General features: G+C 51.6%; 19 protein-coding genes. 14 read left to right on the top strand and 5 right to left on the bottom strand.

The features are described 5' to 3' along the window. The first annotated feature begins 27 nt into the window (after nt 1–27). From MMC1_RS11995 to MMC1_RS12005, 3 genes are all read left to right on the top strand, one after another. Nucleotides 28–309, top strand: coding sequence for a (2Fe-2S) ferredoxin domain-containing protein (locus MMC1_RS11995; protein WP_011713961.1), 282 nt, complete (start codon nt 28–30; stop codon nt 307–309). Between the two features lie 413 nt (nt 310–722). Next, the gene (locus MMC1_RS12000; protein ID WP_011713962.1) at nt 723–1,256 is read left to right on the top strand and encodes a hypothetical protein; all 534 of its coding nucleotides are present in this window, start codon (nt 723–725) and stop codon (nt 1,254–1,256) included. A 214-nt stretch (nt 1,257–1,470) separates the two neighbouring features. Further along, on the top strand, nt 1,471–3,138 hold the full coding sequence (locus MMC1_RS12005; RefSeq protein WP_041641208.1) for a SpoIIE family protein phosphatase: 1,668 nt from the start codon (nt 1,471–1,473) through the stop codon (nt 3,136–3,138). 254 nt (nt 3,139–3,392) lie between these two features. Here the strand turns inward: MMC1_RS12005 and MMC1_RS12010 are convergent, their stop codons facing one another. Next, entirely contained in the window at nt 3,393–3,992 is a 600-nt protein-coding gene (locus MMC1_RS12010; protein WP_011713964.1) for a hypothetical protein, read from the bottom strand. A 606-nt stretch (nt 3,993–4,598) separates the two neighbouring features. Between MMC1_RS12010 and MMC1_RS12020 the strand changes: the two genes are divergently transcribed. The 6 genes from MMC1_RS12020 (at nt 4,599) to MMC1_RS12045 (ending at nt 10,920) form a co-directional block, all read left to right on the top strand. Then, nucleotides 4,599–5,357: a response regulator gene (locus tag MMC1_RS12020; protein WP_011713966.1), complete on the top strand. Its 759-nt coding sequence runs from the start codon at nt 4,599–4,601 to the stop codon at nt 5,355–5,357. Between the two features lie 18 nt (nt 5,358–5,375). Next, a complete protein-coding gene (locus tag MMC1_RS20190) occupies nt 5,376–7,529 on the top strand; it encodes an ATP-binding protein (protein WP_011713967.1) in 2,154 nt (717 codons plus the stop codon). 423 nt (nt 7,530–7,952) lie between these two features. After that, nucleotides 7,953–8,915 (top strand): hypothetical protein, encoded by a 963-nt coding sequence (locus tag MMC1_RS12030; protein ID WP_041641210.1) that lies wholly within the window; start codon nt 7,953–7,955, stop codon nt 8,913–8,915. A 277-nt stretch (nt 8,916–9,192) separates the two neighbouring features. Continuing rightward, complete coding sequence (locus tag MMC1_RS12035; RefSeq protein WP_011713969.1) at nt 9,193–9,783, top strand: hypothetical protein; 591 nt, start codon at nt 9,193–9,195, stop codon at nt 9,781–9,783. Between the two features lie 55 nt (nt 9,784–9,838). Further along, nucleotides 9,839–10,321 (top strand): hypothetical protein, encoded by a 483-nt coding sequence (locus MMC1_RS12040; RefSeq protein WP_011713970.1) that lies wholly within the window; start codon nt 9,839–9,841, stop codon nt 10,319–10,321. A 266-nt stretch (nt 10,322–10,587) separates the two neighbouring features. Further along, the gene (locus MMC1_RS12045) at nt 10,588–10,920 is read left to right on the top strand and encodes a hypothetical protein (RefSeq protein WP_011713971.1); all 333 of its coding nucleotides are present in this window, start codon (nt 10,588–10,590) and stop codon (nt 10,918–10,920) included. 375 nt (nt 10,921–11,295) lie between these two features. Here MMC1_RS12045 and MMC1_RS21265 read toward each other — a convergent pair whose 3' ends face one another. From MMC1_RS21265 to ccoG, 3 genes are read right to left on the bottom strand one after another with little or no spacing between them, the layout of a single operon-like run. After that, a complete protein-coding gene (locus tag MMC1_RS21265) occupies nt 11,296–11,463 on the bottom strand; it encodes a cbb3-type cytochrome oxidase subunit 3 (RefSeq protein WP_081436283.1) in 168 nt (55 codons plus the stop codon). Nucleotides 11,464–11,499: 36 nt separating this feature from the next. Then, entirely contained in the window at nt 11,500–12,006 is a 507-nt protein-coding gene (locus MMC1_RS12050) for a FixH family protein (RefSeq protein ID WP_011713972.1), read from the bottom strand. Beyond that, complete coding sequence (ccoG, locus tag MMC1_RS12055; RefSeq protein ID WP_011713973.1) at nt 12,003–13,436, bottom strand: cytochrome c oxidase accessory protein CcoG; 1,434 nt, start codon at nt 13,434–13,436, stop codon at nt 12,003–12,005. The genes MMC1_RS12050 and ccoG overlap by 4 nt, the downstream gene beginning before the upstream one ends. A gap of 393 nt (nt 13,437–13,829) precedes the next feature. On the opposite strand from ccoG, the gene ccoN reads away from it, so the two are divergent. From ccoN to MMC1_RS12085, 5 genes are all read left to right on the top strand, one after another. Beyond that, nucleotides 13,830–15,248 (top strand): cytochrome-c oxidase, cbb3-type subunit I, encoded by a 1,419-nt coding sequence (gene ccoN / locus MMC1_RS12060; RefSeq protein ID WP_011713974.1) that lies wholly within the window; start codon nt 13,830–13,832, stop codon nt 15,246–15,248. 74 nt (nt 15,249–15,322) lie between these two features. Further along, nucleotides 15,323–16,024: a cytochrome-c oxidase, cbb3-type subunit II gene (gene ccoO / locus MMC1_RS12065; protein ID WP_049757840.1), complete on the top strand. Its 702-nt coding sequence runs from the start codon at nt 15,323–15,325 to the stop codon at nt 16,022–16,024. A 35-nt stretch (nt 16,025–16,059) separates the two neighbouring features. Continuing rightward, a complete protein-coding gene (gene ccoP, locus MMC1_RS12070) occupies nt 16,060–16,974 on the top strand; it encodes a cytochrome-c oxidase, cbb3-type subunit III (RefSeq protein WP_011713976.1) in 915 nt (304 codons plus the stop codon). A gap of 461 nt (nt 16,975–17,435) precedes the next feature. Beyond that, nucleotides 17,436–17,819 (top strand): DUF6394 family protein, encoded by a 384-nt coding sequence (locus MMC1_RS12080; RefSeq protein WP_011713978.1) that lies wholly within the window; start codon nt 17,436–17,438, stop codon nt 17,817–17,819. 4 nt (nt 17,820–17,823) lie between these two features. Then, nucleotides 17,824–19,518: a potassium channel family protein gene (locus MMC1_RS12085; RefSeq protein WP_011713979.1), complete on the top strand. Its 1,695-nt coding sequence runs from the start codon at nt 17,824–17,826 to the stop codon at nt 19,516–19,518. A 160-nt stretch (nt 19,519–19,678) separates the two neighbouring features. Here MMC1_RS12085 and ccoS read toward each other — a convergent pair whose 3' ends face one another. After that, a complete protein-coding gene (gene ccoS / locus MMC1_RS12090) occupies nt 19,679–19,876 on the bottom strand; it encodes a cbb3-type cytochrome oxidase assembly protein CcoS (protein ID WP_011713980.1) in 198 nt (65 codons plus the stop codon). Between the last annotated feature and the right edge of the window lie 94 nt (nt 19,877–19,970).

Consider the following 19,970-nt stretch of genomic DNA (forward strand, 5'->3'; position numbering starts at 1 on the left):
TTAAACGGCTAATCACTGGGTATGACAATGAAAACCACTATTTTGGTGTGCACCAACAATCGTCCTGGCAGCAATGTCTCATGTGGCGCCAAAGAGAGCTACCAACTCTATTTGGCTTTGATTAAAGCCGCCAAAGCCTGTAACGCCCCCTACTCGGTTGGGGAACTGCAATGTTTTGGGGAGTGCCAAAAAGGGCCGAATGTACGCATCGCCCCAGGGGGTGCGTTTTTCCATTATGCCACAGTCGATACCATTCCAGAGATTCTACGCGCCGCCCAAGCGCTCTGGGATCAACGGGAAGGCGCCTAATGCTTCCCCCCCTTGCACGGGGTTGGGAGCACCGTCACTCTGCCTCAATCTAGGAACAGCCCCCCACAGGAATATCTAGGCCATCCCACCAAGGCAGCTACGGGTAGCCTTGGGGATCCACCCTCCCTTCGCCAGCTTGGGTGTTATGCTCATGCCGACCGCCCTCAACCAACAGTGAACCATGGCTTATTCTTCGAAAAATATTTCGTAAAACCACACCTATTTGGTAGCGACACCCTCTCTTGATCCCGATTAAACCTGGACCCCTCGGTATTTTTTGTATAAACTTTAGGGAAAAATAGGGGGTCATGTGAAAAAATGATGACCGGGCCGCTACCATGGCACCAACCGCGCTGGTGTCACCCTATTGGCCCCATAGGCACCCTGCCTTACCTGTTGATGGAGAGTTGCTCATGGCGACCGAATCGATTTCACCAAGCATTGAGCCGGTACACCCTTCGCGGCAACTCTATGCGGCCTTGCAGCTTAATCGCAGCATCGACACCCCCTTGGCGGGCACTCTGTCAACCTTTGGGCAAGAGATTCTCACCTACCAACCGCTGCGGCGCGCCTTCACCAATGCGGGTTATGCGGCCGGTGGCACACCAGACACCCTCGCTCTACTGCGCGGGCGGGCGGCCGTCAAAAGTGAAAATTTTCATACCTTTTTTGAACGCGCGGTGGAGCTTGCCAGCCTCGAAAAACTGGAAACCCCTCACTATAACAGCGGCTTTGGCCAAACTTTTCCAGACCTTACTAATCTTAGTCGCCAGGTGCAATATTCCACCAGCGCCGTACAGCAATATACCCTGCAATCCAATAACAGTACCGCCTTAACCGATTTCACCCCTACGCTTAACCGCTCCATTGCCAACCTTTACCAAGCCAGTGCCAAACTTGGCCCTGGGGTCCCCAGCCTGCGCAGTAACTTTACCTTTGCCGCCTAACCACACGCGCCACCAGCAGACAGGCTAAGCCGTACGCTCTGTAAGCATCAAAATAGAGCCTTTACCCAAAATCAGGCATTCATCCATATTCTTTTATTGAATTGCTGGGGAATTTTTGCTCATAATTACCCGGAACATTTCTTAATTTTCTCCGCACATTTTCAACTGTTCATTCAACCACCTAACAGGTAATGGCATGATCATTGAGCCTAACATGGCTATCTTGGTGGTGGATGACGACTTAGACATGCAGACACTGCTCAAGCGCTATCTGGCTGAGTTGAACCTGCCCCTCTATCTGGCCAATCACGGTGAACAAGCCGTTGAACTTTACCGCCAACACCAACCGCAGCTTATTTTAATGGATGTGGCGATGCCCATTATGGACGGGTTTGCTGCGGCCCACAGCATCCGTCATTATCAAAACCCCAAAAGTGAGTGTGCCATTCTGTTCATGACCGCGCTCGAAACCGAAGAACTTTTGGTGCACTGTCTGGAGTGCGGTGGGGATGACATCATTACCAAGCCCTTTCGTCGCGCCCTACTGTTAGCCCGCACCAAAAGTTGGCTAAAACGGACACAACTGGCAATCCAACTGCGTGAACACCGCGATCGCCTTGCGTATGAGCGCCGTTTTGTAGAAAACACCCTAGAACGGATTCGCCACTCTTCTCGCTTGGATGAACATAATCTACGCTTTTTATTGGATAGCGTGGAGCGGGCCGCCGGGGATATTTTATTGGCGGCCAGTCGTCCCGATGGTGTACAGCATATTTTTTTAGGGGATTTTACCGGTCACGGCCTACCCGCCGCGCTGGGTGCGCCCTTGGTTTCTGATATTTTTTACAGTATGACCCAACGTGGCTGTGTTTTGAGCCATATATTAATGGAGATCAATCAAAAACTACACGATAGGCTGCCTTCCGGCATGTTTTTGGCCATGGCCGCTTGCGAAGCTGATCATGGGCGAGGCGTGGTCAAACTGTGGAATGCCGGGCTCCCTGATATTCTTGTTTACGAACAAGATCGTGTCTGTTTTCGCGCACCATCTTCGTTAATTCCACTGGGTATAACGGTGGATGAAAATTTTCTTGCCGTCGGCTACTATTATCAGAGTCGCCAGCCCAAACGCATTTTTCTTTATACCGATGGCGTGACTGAAATGCAAAACAGTGAGGGGCAGTTTTTTGGTCAACAGACTTTAGAACGGGTCATTAGCCAAATTATCGCGTTTAATGAACCCCTGAGCATGGTCCAACATTTTCTACGGGCCTACCGGGGCCACAGCTCCCAGTTGGATGACGCCTCTATGGCGGAGCTCTTTTGCGATCCGACCCTTCCCTCAATCATGCACAGGCCTCCGCATCCCCACTTGCTCGACACCCAGGTGGAGGAGTCTGACTGGAGTTTGGAACTTACCTTTGGCCCCGACGCCTTGAACACCATGGACCTGATACCCCAGGTTATGTCTATTTTAGCCATCCGCCACAATCTACGCCAACACTATAGCCGTCTCTTTACCATTGTCGGTGAGCTCATTACCAATGCCATTGATTGGGGTATTTTACAGCTGCCCCCCTGCCCACAAAAAAACAGAAATGGTGAAAATTACCATTTAAAATCTAAGCTTTCCGCAATGCGCCGTTTAGACAACGGCACCCTGCACATCGTCATACGCCACCAACATGGTATGGTCGAAACCCACGAGACATCCCTTTATCATGGTGCGGTTATCATCCAGGTCTCCGACTCTGGCCCCGGTTTTTCATCGCCCCGACCTCCACTTGATGGCCATTGTGGTTTGGCTTTGGTTAACAGGTTGTGCCACAGCCTGAGCTTTTCACAAAAGGGCAATCAGGTTGAGGCGATCTATCATTATTGAGTTAGCGCGCTTACACACCCCTGGCAAAGCAACCATATCCTCCCCCCAAGCGGTCACCAACATGGCTAAATTGGCTCAAAGCGTTAACCCGGCACGTCCATATAGCCAAGCGAGGCCCATAAAAAAACCCCACTCCAGGGGGATGGAGCGGGGCCGCGTAAAGTATAAATCGCGAGAGGAGGGATGCAGATTGTGCGGTCCAAGGGCACGCTCAGAAGAGCCTAGGCCCTTGGACCAGATTCAAACACGCCTTATTACTGAGCGGCGGGGGTTTCTACAGGAGCTTGGGGCATACCCCAGGGACCATGATGCATCGCCCAAGGAGCCTGTTGGGGCTGCCACATTTGGGGCATCTGGTTCATTTTGGGCATTTGAGGAGCTTGGTTCATTTGGGGGAACTTCTCCTGCAAGGTGGAGACTTGCTCCATAAGCTGCTTTTGCATGGTGTCATGATTTTCCATCATTTGCGCATGCAGTTTGTCCTGCTGGGTCATGATCTCTTTTTTCAGCTCTTCGCCTTGGGGACCTTGGAATGCATTGTTTTCCAGCATTTTTTTATGCATCATGTACTGGTCTTCCATCATCTTACGATGCAGGGAGAACTGGCTCTCCATCAAAGCTTTTTGGAACTTAAAGGGAGCCTGTGCAAAGGGAACTTGACCCTCTTCTGCGGTAGCGGGCATGCCCTGGTAGGCCGCATAAGGGTTATAGTAACCGGGAAAGTAAGGGGCTTGCGCTTCGTAAGGAGCCGCCGCTACTTCTGGTGCGGTCTGTTCTTCGGCCTGGGCGCTAACGGCCATGCTGGTCAGTGCAGCGGCGGTGGCCAAACCCATGATCATTTTAGTAACCTTCATTGCCTGCTCCTTCAAAATCGTCTTGTACGGTATGGAAAATCAGCCTTGCTAGGCCGTTGCTATCCTTTTCGAAACAGCGGGCTCATAAAAGCTACCCCGCCTCCCTGTGGTTCATACAATGGCACAAAACGGTGTCGAATGAGAAATAGATTTATGTAAAACAAATCTATGAAATCTCTTCTTTTGTTACGATCCTTCAAACCATTGATAAATTTGTTGCAGATAGGTTACATTCAACCTTACTCCTGTTGCGTGGTGGCAAATTTGCTGCGGAGCGGTTGCATTTTTTTGGGTGCTGGGCACCTTTATTTCGATCTGAGCCGCTTTAAATTTGGCGATGGTGCTCTTTTTTTTACCGCTAGCCTCTTTCCCTCCTTCGGATGTGGTGCCATTTTGGGTAAAGTGTATGGGGTGGTTAAAAGAACAGCACTGGGGGGTGCAACGGTTAAGGCCCCACAAGCGCCCGCACGGTTGTTTTGGTTCGTAGGCTAAAGTGTATGGGGTGGTTAAAAGAACAGCACTGGGGGGTGCAACGGTTAAGGCCCCACAAGCGCCCGCACGGTTGTTTTGGTTCGTAGGCTGACGTCAAGTATTGGGAGGGTTGGGATGAGACAATCTTTAGATGGATCCCCCCAGCGGGACCATATTTTGATCGTAGAGGATGATGAGGGGATTCGGGAGCTCCTGACCGACTATCTAACCCAAAACGGTTTTATCTGTAGCGCCTTACCCGATGGTAGCAAACTCCGTGAAACCATGGACCGTGCCCGTCCAGATTTGGTGGTCATGGACCTTATGTTGCCTGGTGAAGACGGCTTAACCCTTACCCGCAACCTGCGTGCAGGGGCCACCACCGCCCATATTCCCATTATTATGCTCACCGCACGGGTAGAAGAGACCGACCGTATTATCGGCCTGGAAATGGGGGCCGATGACTATCTTCCCAAACCCTTTAATCCCCGTGAACTGCTGGCCCGCATCAACAGCGTCATGCGTCGGGCGCGCTCGGAGCCGGTCACCAAATCCGACAGCAGCCCGGTTAAAGGGTATCGCTTTTCTGGCTGGTATTTGGATATTGCCTCGCGCAAGCTTTCGGCCCCCGATGGTGAACCCATTACGCTAAGTCGTAAAGAGTATGAACTGCTTAACATTTTTCTACAAAACCCCCAAACCCTGCTCAACCGTGATGCGATTATGATGCGCTATGGTGGACGCGAGGCATCCCCTTTTGAACGGGGGATTGATGTCCAAATTGGGCGCCTACGTAAACGCTTGCAGTATGATAACGCAGACCCCCAAGAGATGATCAAAACCGTTTGGGGCCAGGGCTATATGTTGGATGTGCTGGTCGAAACCATGATTTAATGGGGTAGCGTCGCCTACATGACTCTCTTTCCGTACAGCCTTAAGGGACGACTGTTCCTCTTTATGATGATGGGCACCCTGCTGGCTATGGCCATTAGCGGTACGCTTTATCTGAGAGAGCGTGGACGTACCCTCTATTATGCCGGGGGCATCCAGACCGCTGAACGGTTTGCCGCCATTGTGCGGTTGTTGGACCCCCTGGATAACGAGACACGCACCAGACTGGCCTCGGCCCTGGAGACACCCCACCAATTTATTCGCTTTAGCGATACGCCAGTGGAGATGAACCTCAGCCAATCGCCCTATTCAGCCCAGGCTAAGTTTGTGCATGCGCTGTTGGAACGGTATTTAGAACAGACCCGCGCCCTACAGGTTAGCGTGCTGGACCAGCGCAAAGATGCTAAACCCTTGCTGCAATTACAGGGGATGGGTTTGCCGGCGTCTATGGTGAGCAAACCACCCGAGGCCACCCCGGAGAACCCCGCACAAGCCGAAGCGACGCCCTCCTCTCCGAACGCCCTCGCTCAACCCGAAAACCTGGCAAAGGCCCCTCCCTCGCAGCAGGAGAAGGCCCCAAAGCGGCCCACAAATCCGGCTCCAAGCCAAGCATCCCGCAGCGCGAGCACCACCACGTCCCCCTCAAGCGGCTATTATCCGCCGGGTTTATATCCACTTTTCATGTGGCAGCAGCCCCCGCTTGCCATGGCCGGACAACCCTATACGGCACCCCATAACGGGTTAAGCCAAGCCGGTCCCAGCACCTCGGAAAGCTCGCCTCAAGCGATGGCGCAACCCTTGGCGGGAAACCCCTTTTATTCACCCTATGGATATAACCCCTATAACCAAGCACTTCCGCCACAAACGCTGGCCCAGCCGGGCACGAACCGGGGGGAGAGCAACAAAGCGGGCACCCCCACCAGCTTTACCCCAAGCTCCCCTTTTATTAATCTGCCCGGTTTTAGTCGCAGCGGCACCACCACACCCGGCATTGAGACGTCGACCACCCCGGGGCTGCCCTTCCCGCTGCCGCTGCCTGGGGTCATGACACCCCCAGGCTTTGACCGCCCCATGTTTCGACCCGCTTTTGAATCGCCGCTTTATCCGCCACAGGCACAAGCCCCCAAAAGCGAGAAGACCAAACAGGCCATTACCCAAACGGCCAAAGATCTTGAGCCCGCCCCGCCTCTGGAAAAACGCCTGCTCCCCGACGGTTTGGCTTTTGTGGCGCAGGTACGTTTACACGATGGGGTGTGGGCTATCTTTCACAACAACCTGCCGGAGACCCTGTTTGAAGAACCACGCCGCCTGCTCTTTAGCATCTCCATTCTGTTTGGCACCATTTTGTTAATTACTTGGTACGTGGTCCACCAAGCGGTACGCCCACTTGGGGTATTGGCTAAATCGGCCGAAGCGTTGGGGCGAGATATTCAACGCCCCCCCCTGTTGGAAAAGGGCTCCCGTGAGATGCGTCAGGCGGCTAGCGCTCTAAACGTGATGCAGGCCCGCATTTTGCGCTACGTTCAGGAACGCACCCACCTATTAGGGGCACTCTCCCACGATTTAAAAACCCCCATGACCCGCTTGCGCCTCAGGGCAGAGATGATGGAGGATGAGACCCTACGCCAAAAAATTCTTACCGATTTGGCGGAGATGGAGTCTATGGCAGCCTGCTCTCTTGATTTTATTCGTGGCATGGAGAGTGGTGAATCTTATGAGACCATTGATCTTAACTCAATGTTGGAACAAATTTTTGCTGAGCATAGCGATATGGGCCATGAGGTCAAAATTTTGTGCGATGCCATGCCTCCTGTCACGGTAAAGCCCAAAAGCCTCAAACGCTGTCTGGATAATTTGATTAAAAATGCCTGTAACTATGGTAAGCGGGCTTATGTGCGGGCTGGTACCGGTCGCAACGGTCTACACATTGTGGTGGCTGATGATGGCCCGGGTATCCCCGAGGAGGAGTTGGAAAAAGTTTTTGAACCCTTTCGACGGCTGGAAAGCTCACGCAACCGCAAATCTGGGGGAACTGGGCTGGGGCTGGGCATTGCTCGTAACATTGCCCGTTCTCATCAAGGGGACCTCCTCCTGCGGAATCGCCCCGAAGGAGGGCTTGAGGCGGTCATCTCCTTACCCACAGCCACCCAACCTGCCAGCAAGCGGGAAAAATAGGCTTAACCCTTTGCAAGCCGGGCCCACTTGCTCGGCTTATCTCTCTCCCTTCTATAAAAACCCCCTCAAAGAGACACCTGCTGAACCCTATTACACCACCTTACGTTGGATCTGTTGCACATCCTTTTCGTACTATCACAAAAACACTATCCTATTTTACCAAGCATGCGTAAATAATAGAAACTCAACGCCTAAAGACCTTGCTATTAAAGACCAATAACCCTCAAATTTTTCATTTTATACCCATTTTTTCCTCATCTCTTTTCAAACCGTACCCGATACCAGAAACACTAAGCAGATTTTTTAAGCGATCTGTACGGCTGCAAAGCGCCCTTGTTGGTGGGGGTACCCACCTAGGCGTGCTGCTTATCCTGTTGCACTAAGGCATGAAGCCTTTTTTATTAAACAGACGGAGAGCTGACTGTGAAAAATCACCAAACAAACCTGTTGCGCAAATCCTGCCCACTGTGCCGGATCATGCTGCCTGCCCTGGTGGTTGCTCCGTTACTGACGGGCTGTTTTGTTCCAGTTTACGATAATTTGGGTTTTTTCGGGCATGATGGGCAGGGTGGGGCGATGGGCATTAACCCTTATGCTCAAGGGGGCTATGCGCCATCCATGTATGGTCAAGCAGCCTACGGCCAAGCTGAATATGGTGCTGCGGGCTATGCGCAGGCCGCTTACGCCCAAGCGGCCTATGCTCAGGCCGCATATGCGCAAACCTCTTATAATCAAGTAACCGATCCCTATGGTGCCAATGTTGATGCCTATGGCCAATCCCTTTACAACCCCTATGCAGCGGCGGGTTATGGTCAAGGTTACAGCAATGGTTATGCTCAGCCCCAAGCCGTTTATGGCAATGGTTATGGCCAACCCCAGGCCGGTTACGGCCATGGTTATGCTCAGCCACAAGCCGTTTATGGCAATGGTTATGCCCATCAACCGAGCTATGGCTATGCCCATCAGTCGGCTTATGGGGTGCCGAATCAGCAAGTGTATACGGTTGCGGCCTATGCGCCCCAAGCGCAAAGCTACCCAGTCGCTGTTCAGCCGGTCTATGTTACCCAAGCCATTGACCCTTATGCCATTGCGACCGCTCATAACCAGCCCCAGCAAAACAGTCAACGGGTGGTCGAATGGCAAGCCCCTGCCCCAGCGCAGAGCAGCCCACAAGCCTATCAGTGGCAGGCCGCTAACATGGGGCAACAGCCTCCTGCGGTGCAAAAAATGGTTCCCGCCACCACACCCAGTGCAGGCACAGCCATGCGTGGGCTCAAGCCGCTGCCACCAGCAGTAGCTGAACCCCCCCAAGCTATGATGCCCAGTGTTGGGGCCGATACCCCAACCCACCCCACCAGCAGCCGTATTCCGCTGGTGCGAAACTAAAATACGGCATCATGCGAAGTGCCTTGGAAGCAAGCAACGATCACCCAGCTTACGCGCAGCGGTTAGCGTTAACCCCGCGAAACCCAAAGGTCGGCTTAAGAAACGGCCTCAGATTAAGGTTGACATAACCCCTTCAGCCGATGGCTTTGACACTTTTGTCTGGCAAAAGCACGCAATCAGTCAACTTTACGGCGATTGGTGCCGATAACGCTACTTAGGATAAATAAAGAGCCCAACACGGGCCATTTCGTATAATATTGGGAAACAGGAGAAAGACATGCCAGCCTTCAACCAAAAAGAGAGCACCATCGGACGGATATTATCCGCAGCCATGCTATCGGCGGCCCTGTTCATACCGATGGCCGCCCATGCGTTTGATGGTGAGCTACCGCCATCGTCTAACCAGCTGTCGGCGCCGATTTTTAATATCCTGCCCTTTGGGGAGGAGGAACCTTTAATTAAGACCCAGGTGCTACGCAAAGGGTTGATGCATCCAATTGATTATTGGTGGTACACCGACCCCTCAATGAGTGGCAAGTGGGACTACACCTCGCCGGTGGCCCACGCTGAAGAGCCTGTAGAGGTGCTAACCATGCAAACCGCACTGGTACGCCCTCCCCGGCCTCAGTTGCCCCAGATCTACAACTATCCAAGCTATAATGTGCAGGTAAGCCCTACCTTTAACGGAGCGCCCGCACAGAATAGTGCCATGTATGGTTCAGCACCCATGCCGTCCTATAATGGTGTTGAACCCATAAAAAATACGAACGGCCACATTAATACTTGGCTGAACGGTTCGATACCTGTACGGTATGTATCGATGGTAGAAACGCGTGCTCATCGTCAAACAGCGACGATTTACCGATAAATATTCGTATTACTTAGCACCGGGCACGTATTTAACACTCTGGGAGAATAAAACCATGAAAAAACCGACCCGCTATCTAAAACCCACTGTGTTGGCCGTTGCTGGTGCGTTAGCCATCGCTTCGGCACAACCCGCACCTGCCAAAGCAGATGCTGCTGGTATTGCAACTGTGATTGGGGGCTTAGCTCTTGCTGGCGTACTTTACCACGCCAGCCAACCGGTCAACGTTCCGCGTTATGGGGTTAACCAATATTTGTTGCATCCCAACCAGCCCGCAGGGCCTATGTATGGTTATGGTATGCCTCAGGTACCGCCCCCGGCCATGCCTGTGCGCTATGTGGCGACACAACCAGCACAAGTTTACACCGCATCCATGCCCTACCCCCAGACCACCATGCAATACCGCACGGTTGGGGTGCCCGTGATGGTTTCGCAAGGCGCACCGGTTGGGGTTTTGCCGATGACGGTAAATATGCAAAATGCTCAACCGGCGGTTGCAGCACCCATTACCGCGGCACCTAAGCCATTGAGCGAATAAAAGAAAAACCCGATTCGCTTTCTAAAACCCACTGTGTTGGCCGTTGCTGGTGCGTTAGCCATCGCTTCGGCACAACCTACACCTGCCGCCACCGCACGGTTGGGGTGCCCGTGATGGTTTCGCAAGGCGCACCGGTTGGGGTTTTGCCGATGACGGTAAATATGCAAAATGCTCAACCGGCGGTTGCAGCACCCATTACCGCGGCACCTAAGCCATAAGGTTTGGGCACCACGGTCTCGTTCAAAGGATTGAATTGGAGATCGGCCATGGATAAGGCTAAAAAAATGTTGCGCAAATTCACCTGGGTTGCCGGTCTCACCGTCAGCCTCATGGTGTGTGGTGTTCAGGCCCAGGCTGCGGATGTGGTACGGGGAGAAGCCTCCAACCATATCTACTATCCAGACTACGCCTTGCCGACCCATTACCCAGTCAATCGGGAGCCTGTTTTGGTGGTCCAGTGGGCTGTTACAGGTCCCACTTTTTACACGATGGGTAATCGTCAGATCCCTCTGGAAGTGGTCTACCCGACCTCCCAGAAGAAGCTTCTACACGGCAATGTTGTCATGGCCCGTGTCATGCGCTTTACGGGTTCACCATAGAAGGTTTTGTTGGGTGTGGGGCTTTGTGCCCCGCACCCAACACACCCTCCCTGCCCTACCGAACAATTCCGCACTTTCGCCTCTACTACGTTGTTTGCCCCCAACAGCGATGGGCCGATATACCCTGCACGGATACCACCCCACAACGCCATATTCTTCTGGTATAGAAATCGCCTCCTTACTCCACCATCCTTTGGGTCGGCTTATGGGGGATTGTTTGTCTGACCTTGCACATATGATCCTGTTTTAAGCGGATTCCCACAAACGCATCGAATCAAGACGCCAAGCCAAACGCGCCAAGCCTTATGGCACACATCGGGCAAAAAAAAGAGGACCCGTCAAGGGCCCTCTTTTTTTTTGCCACACTTGTCGCCTTTACGGCTCCAGTTTTTTATCTTCCGCATCATCGAAAGGAATTTTGCCGGCTTCATCCAACTTCTTTTTGTTCGATGGCCAATAAGCCCAAGCCACAATTCCAATGAAAGCCAGGAAGAACCATACCAAGCCCACCTGTTTGCTCAAGGAAATCAAACTATCTGGCATGTTACTGCTCCTTCACTACACGCTACAAATGGCACTTTAGCGCACCACTTGAATTCTCTTTTTATAGACATACAATTCGTCACCCCGTGTAATGGTCGCTTGAACATACCAAGAGCCGATGAGATGGGGCGTAACCAGACCAACATATACCCCTGGGCTAGACTCTGCCAGCATGAAATTCACATCACTGCCAGCCCCAATCGGACGTATGAGCGAACCCTGAACGTGAGCCCCCTGGATGGGTTGATCCGTTTTATCCAACACAGTGATGGTCAGGGGGCGCTCCTGATTGAGCATCAACTGGCTGCTATCCTGGGTAATTTTCCAACCCAACGCCACCTGGTTTTTATACTGCTCCATCTCTTTGTCGTAGGTCATACCCTTTTTAAAGCGCCCCTCGATGACCAACCCGGTTGCGCTTTGGCTACCAGAGTACCACATGTAAAAGTTGACGCCAATAACCGCAACGGCCATCACCACACCAGCTATGGCCCAGGGCCAACCCCCAGCATACCAGGGTAGTTTCTCTTCTGTATGACTCATTCCGGCCTCATAAAGACAGAATTGTAGCTGCTGCTTCCGCCCGACGCATCCGCAGCCTTCATCGTGAACACAATCTCCTGAGCCCCAGGTTTACCCAACTTGCGGGGCTGTTTGACAAAGAGTTTGTGGGGAACAACCTTACCTGAACCGACATCGAAGTAGGGATTGCCTTGGCCATCATAACCATCTGCGGTATCGGACTTCAAGGAAACACCCTCAAGACCGGTCAGGCTAACGGTGTAGCGCTGGGTATCTGTGGTCATATTCAAGATGCGAATGGTGTAGTTATTTTGCACACCACCATCAGACTGCATGATATAGACAGGCTGACGATGCTTGATCACATTTAAATGGGTCGGTTCACGCAACATAAAGTAGCCAGCCATAGCCCCAATGCCAATGGCCATTAAGGCAAGATAGACCAGCGTACGGGTACGAAGAAAGCGCGGCTTTTTACCCTTAATCTCAACCAAAGAGGTATAACGGATCAAACGTGGCGGAGTTGCTTCCCCCTCTTTAGCCAAACTGGCCATCACATCATCACAAGCATCAATACACATACCACATGTAATACATTGATACTGTTGACCATCACGAATATCAATACCGGTTGGGCAGACCGTGACACACTCATTACAGTCGATACACCAACCCACTTGATCTGGGTTTTCCTGGCGCACCCGACGGTTGGATTCGCGGGGCTCCCCCAGTTCATTGTGGTAAGCAATGATAATGGTATCTTCATCAAACATGGCACCCTGGAAACGGGCATAGGGGCACATGTAAATACAGACCTGCTCACGGGCAAAACCGGCCATGGTGTAGGTGGTCAACGCCAAAAAGCCCATGGTAAACCATGCGGGAAAGGGCGCTGTACCATCAATAAACTGGCCCATCAGTGTAGGTGCATCGGCAAAATAAAAAACGAAGACACCGCCGGTCAGTACGCCTATGAGCATCCAAGTCGCATGTTTGGCAATTTTGATGGCCCACTTATGCGCTGTCCAAGGCCCCTCATCCAGCTTCATACGTTTTTTGCGATTCCCTTCAAACAGCTTTTCCACAAGTAGAAAAAGATCTGTCCAAACGGTCTGGAAGCAAAAATAGCCACAAAACACCCGCCCAGCCAAGGATGTCACAAAAAACAGGGCAATCGCTGCCAAAAACAGCAGCATCGAGAGGAGAAAAATCTCCTGCGGCCAAATAATCAGATCGAAAATATAAAATTTTCGGGCTGGCAGGTCAAACAACACCGCTTGATCGGGTAAATTGCCGGCCCGCTCCCAACGCAGCATAGGTAACAAATAGTAGATACCCAAGGTGATGACCAACAGGGCCCAGCGAATACTGCGGAAAAAGCCTTTTTGATAACGGGGGTAGAGTTTTTTCCAGTCTTGATATAGGGACTCGTTCTCTGCTGCACCTGACATGGGCTAACCTCACTGGTTTATTCGTATGATAGGGGCTAGCCGAAAGTGGCTTATTTCTGGCTAGCCGTCAATACTGAATCTCTATTTAAAGAGGGAGTAGATGAGCAAACCGCCAGTCTATCGACAATTTTGCCCGTTTCGTAACCACACGCAAACTCTACCATAATGGTACCGTAAAGAAAATTGAACAGATGCAATGCATTTCATTGACGCTGACTATCAAAATACAGGGCAAGCAACTGTTTTTTGATTGAAAGTGTGTGAAATGCCACATATCAGCTTGATTTGGTCTATTTAAACATGGTAGGAATCCACAGTTGAACAATCATTAGGACAGGATGACGGCGGGGAACTTGGGTTTTCACGTCCACTCCACTTCAAAGGAGCGTTGCCGTGGCGCAATCAACAACAGCGACAGAGAAGTACGATTATACAATTGTCAAATGGTTCAGTGTTATGACAGTTGTGTATGCGATCGTCGGGTTTTTACTCGGGGATTTCATCGCTTGGGAACTCGCATTTCCCGCACTGAACGCAGAAATCCCTTACATTACGTTTGGACGGTTGCGTCCACTGCACACCTCGGCCGTGATTTTCGCCTTTGGTGGTAGCGCACTGTTCGCAACCAGTTATTATGTGGTCCAACGTACCTGTAAGGCACGTCTGTTCTCAGACACCATCTCCTGGTTTACATTTTGGGGATGGAACGCCGTGATCGTTTTGGCCGTAATCACTTATCCTTTGGGTCTCACCCAAGGGCAAGAGTACGCCGAGACCATCTGGCCCATCGATATCCTCATCACTTTGGTGTGGGTTGCCTACTTTATCAACTATGTAGGGACTCTTGCCAAGCGTAAGGATAAGCATATCTTTGTGGCAAACTGGTTCTACCTGGCCTTCATCATTACCGTTGCGGTGTTGCACCTGGGCAACAACCTACAGGTACCAGTGAGCCTGACCGAATCCTACCCCATCTTCGCGGGTGTGCAAAACGCGATGATTCAGTGGTGGTACGGTCACAACGCGGTGGGCTTCTTCCTGACGGCGGCATTCTTGGGTATGATGTACTACTTCATCCCCAAACAGGCTGAGCGTCCCATTTTCTCTTACCGTCTTTCCATTGTGCACTTCTGGGCGCTGATCTTCCTTTACATCTGGGCTGGTCCGCACCACCTGCACTACACCGCACTGCCTGACTGGACCGGTACCCTGGGCATGACCTTCTCGCTGATGCTGATTCTGCCCTCTTGGGGTGGTATGATCAACGGGATCATGACCCTCTCTGGTGCTTGGGACAAGCTGCGTACCGACCCCATTATCCGTTTCATGGTGGTTTCGCTCTCCTTCTACGGTATGTCCACCTTTGAAGGTCCCATCATGTCCATCAAAGAGGTCAATGCTCTTTCCCACTACACCGATTGGACCGTTGGTCACGTTCACTCGGGTGCTTTGGGTTGGGTTGCTTTCATCTCCTTTGGTGCGCTCTACCACATGATCCCCAAATTGTGGAACACCCGCATCTACTCCACCGCTTTAATCAGCCTGCACTTCTGGCTGGCGACCATCGGTGTGGTGATCTACATTGTCTCCATGTGGGTTTCCGGTATCATGCAGGGTCTGATGTGGCGTGCCTATGATGATTATGGCAACCTCGTCTACTCTTTCGCTGAAACCGTTGACGCCATGCACATTTACTATGTGATGCGTGCCTTTGGTGGTTTCTTGTTCTTAATTGGTGGGCTGATTATGGCCTTTAACGTCTTCAAGACCATCCGCCAGGGTGTTCGTGAAGCTGCCACGGCTACCGCCTAATCACCACTTGGGAACGAGATCGATAAGGAGTCAAAACGGTGAAACATGAATCAATTGAGAAAAATATCCCGTTGATGAGCATCTTGGTGGTGATTGTTATCTCCATCGGTGCCATCATTGAGATCTTCCCACTCTTCTGGATCGATAAGACCATTGAAAAAGTGGAAGGCATTCGTCCCTATACACCACTGGAACTGCGCGGTCGTGACATTTATGTTCGTGAAGGTTGCTACAACTGTCACTCCCAGATGATTCGTCCTTTCCGTGACGAGTGGGAGCGCTATGGTCATTACTCTTTGGCTGCTGAGTCCAAATATGACCATCCATTCCAGTGGGCTTCCAAGCGGACCGGTCCTGATCTGGCCCGCGTTGGTGGCAAATATTCCAGCCTCTGGCACCAGTCCCACATGCGTAAACCTCAGTCCGTTGTGCCTGAGTCTGTGATGCCCCACTATCCCTGGCTTGAGAAATCCAAGCTTGAGTATGGTAACATCACCGGTCGCATGAATGCTCTGAACACCGCCCATAGCATCGCCTATGGTGAGACCATGTACACCGAAGATATGATCGCCAATGCCAAAGCAGACCTGGAAGCTCAGGCTACTCCTGACAGTAACACCGACGGTGTAACAACTCGCTATGGTAACAAGGTTGCCTTTGATAACTTCGATGGCAAGGCTGGTGAGATCACCGAACTGGACGCCCTGGTGGCCTATCTGCAGATGTTGGGAACCCTTGTGGACTTCACCAACTATAAAGATCAGGAACGCTATTAATCGCGCCCCACCGGCTAACCAAAGGAGAGACGTTCATGTCTGAAGAGAACAAAAGCGTATCCACCACCGGGCACCAGTGGGACGATGAAGAGGGGTATCCCCTTCAGGAGCTTAACAACCCGCTGCCAACTTGGTGGCTCTACACCTTCTACTTTACCATCGCTTTGTCGATTGTATGGTGGATTCTGTACCCAGCTTGGCCCATGAGCGAGAGTGCCACCCGTGGTACCCTCGGTTGGACCATGCACACACAGCTGCGTGAAGAGTTGGCCGCAGCGAAACAAGGCCGCGCTGTTTATGAAGAACAGATTGACAGCATGAGCCTGAACGATATTGTTAAGGATAGCGGTCTGAAAGCTTATGCTGAGTCCGCTGGTAAAGCGATCTTTGGTGACAACTGCCGTCCTTGTCATGGTCAGGCTGGTCAGAACAATACCCCTGGGTTCCCTGTTCTAAACGACGACGACTGGATCTATGGCGGTAAATTGGCCAACATCAGCGAGACCATTAACAATGGTCGCGGTGGTATCATGCCGATTCACTTGGAATCTGCTGGTGGCTCCTTTAGCGAAGCTCAGGTCAATAGTCTGGTTGACTATGTTATGAGCCTCTCTGGTATGGATCATGATGCCGCAGCAGCTGCTAAGGGTAAAGCTCTGTATAATGGCGATGCTTCCTGCTACACCTGTCATGGTAACGATGCCAAAGGCTCCCTCAAGGGTAAAGCCGATGGTGAAGAGATTGATGACAGTGTGGGTGCGCCTAACCTGACGGATGCGATCTGGTTGTACGGTTCTTCACGCGATGTTATCTACAAGACCATCGCCTATGGCCGTAATGGTAAGATGCCCGCATGGGGTGAAGGTTTCCAAGGGTTTGGTAAGCAGCTTACCCCCCTGGATATCAAAAAGCTGGCCATTTATGTGCATGGCTTGGGTGGCGGTCAGTAAGGCCACCTAATGGAACCCTGCTGTTAGGGGAACCGTGTTGAGTAAAAAAAGCCCCGTCCTGTGGACGGGGCTTTTTTCTTTTCTGTTCTGCCCCCAGGCGTTTGCTTTTATTGTTATAATCGCCTTGCACCGATGATGTGGCTCCTGGAACAACGTGCCAACGGCGTTCCCCCTAAAGGGGGGCTTTTTATTTACAGAGGTGCTGGCCCCCACATTGGTGTGCAAAAGGCCCTTTTCCTAAATATTTTGAACGCGGTGGGAACGCTGCTGTGGGATTTCTACCCTGGTCTAACACCTGGCCTTATGGCGTCTGTGCTCATCTGCTTAGGCGGATCATCCCTCGGGTTTATCTAATCAGTGCTCAAGTTTACCCCCTCTTCTACCGATCTGAGCAACAGGAGACCTGCACTTTGTAGGTCGTTTATCCACGGTATGGTTTCTCTGCGGCAGGAGCGCGCCCCATGAATTTAGATAAGGTGATCTTTGGCTTTTTTATCGTGTTGGCCCTTACTCTAAATTTTGGCTTTTGCCTCGGGGATATTGATAATCCTTCACACCATCACGTTTATGAGTTATTTGCCACCATTGTGGTCAACCTGGTTGCTACGATTCTAAAATTTGGTGACCGCTCACAGATGGGGGCCGCTCTGCTGGCCACTAGCTTTGTCGCCGATTTACAGCTCTTTGCCGCTGCCATTATGTGGGGGTACAGCGCCCATATTTCTATGACGTTTGGTCAAGAAGGCGTCATGGCGGGCATTGTTTCTTTAGCCAGCGGAGCGCTGCTTGCAAATGTGATCTCTGTCACCATCCTGGTGATTGAGGTCGTTATGCTGCGTCGTTAATGCCATGATTTTAAAAAGCATCTACTATCAGATTTTTCGGCGCATGCGGTTTCCATTGCTGCTGCTGCTGGGTACTTATGCCATAGCTATTTTAGGCATGACCTTGATTCCTGGTGTGGATGATCAAGGCAATCCGTGGAAGATGTCCTTTTTCCATGCGACCTACTACGTAAGCTATATGGCTACCACCATTGGTTTTGGGGAGATCCCCTACCCCTTTTCCGAGGCACAGCGTCTGTGGGGGATATTTTGCATCTATCTCAATGTAATTTCCTGGCTTTATGCCATTGGGTCGATTATCAACATCATGCAGGACGCCGCCTTTAGACGGGCCTTGGTCGAATTAAAATTTAGCAGCATGGTGCGTCATTTGGGCGAACCCTTTTATATTTTGTGCGGTTTTGGGGATACCGGTACCGCACTGGTACGTGCCCTTACCAACCGTGGCATTTATGCTGTGGTTTTAGATCAGAAAGAAGCGGCCATCAATCGCTTGAACCTCACCGATTATCAATTGGATGTACCCGCGCTCTATGGCGATGCCACTATGCCAGATACCCTAAAGCTGGCAGGGCTCGAACACCCCCGGTGTAAGGGGGTGGTGGCCATGACGGATAAAGATGAGGTTAACCTAAAGATTGCCATTACCAGCAAACTGCTCAACCCAAAGCTGCCGGTGATCTGTCGTGGTGAGCGCCCCGATTATGAAGAGAATATGGCCTCCTTTGGTACGGACCATATCATTGATCCCTACCTGACCTTTTCCAGCCGGTTAAGTCTTGCCCTGGATAAACCAGGCGTCTACACACTTTACAATTGGTTGGCAGCCATCTCTCGCGCACCGCTGCCCGACCCCATTTTTCCGCCAAAGGGAAAATGGGTACTTTGCGGTTTTGGTCAATTTGGTCAAGCCATGCACGCCCGCTTAACCACCCAGGGCATCACTGTGGTCACAGTTGAGGTGGACCCCGAGGGAACCCATAGCCCACCTGGCAGTATTCAGGGCTGGGGTACCGATCACGATACCCTGCATAAAGCGGGTATCGAAACTGCGGTTGGCTTGGTTGCTGGTACGGAAAATGACACCAACAATCTTTCCATTGTTATGACAGCACTTGAGATGAACCCTAACCTGTTTGTGGTAACGCGGGAAAACCGACGCTATAATAGAGAACTTTTTCAAAAGGTCGGGGCTGATTTGGTCATGCAGAGCAGTGAAATTCTCGCTCGCGAGGTACGCCTGCTGCTCACCCTACCCTTGGTCAGAGATTTTTTGCGTGAAGTCGAAAAGATGGATAATGAGTGGGCCAACCAGACGGTTAGCCGTATTGCAGGTATTGCCGGCGAAACGGTACCCGATGTGTGGGATGTGGAGATCAACGCCACGCAGACCCCGGCGATTATCCTTCAACTGGATCGTGGTCAAAGCATCACCCTAGCCCATGTACAGAGCAACCCCCGACAGCGTGAACACACCTTGCCCATGCTGGCCCTGTTTATTCGCCGTAGCGACGGTTCCTGCATGGTGTTACCGCCTCCAGCTTGTCCGCTGTTTGATGGGGATCGAGTCCTTTTTTGTGGGGATTATGGCATTAAACAGCGCATGCAGTGGACCCTCTATAACGATGCCCTGCTGAACTATGTTATAAGCGGTGATGAGCAGCGCCAAAGCTGGTTGATGCGCAAATTCCGGGCATGAAAAAACCCCAAAAATGGGGTCTAAGAGCGTGCGATGAATCTGATTATCGTTATACGTGCGTGCAAACCCGCTGACCTCATGATTCGACCTATTATCCGCTGGAGGCTGTCTCAAAAACACGTCTCAGCATGCTCTTGAAACAACCCCCTAACGTCCCCCTTTATTTTGGCTCAATGGTGCCTTTTTTGGCTTTCTCATCGGCGCGGGGAATCATATCCTGATCGTCATCATAGAGGATACGGTGAGCGGGACCTTCCAAATCATCAAACTGCCCCTGTTTCCAAGACCAGATCATGAGCCCCAGAAAACCCAGAGCAATGAAGATACCCAGCGGCAAAAGGATAAAGATGACTTCCATTCAGTAAACCCGAACCTCTCATCCCCCCGACCTTCTCGACAGTGCTACTATATGAAGATTTCACTGTAAGAACAAGGAGGAATTGTAAAAATCA

This window comes from Magnetococcus marinus MC-1, from assembly GCF_000014865.1.
GTDB lineage: Bacteria > Pseudomonadota > Magnetococcia > Magnetococcales > Magnetococcaceae > Magnetococcus > Magnetococcus marinus.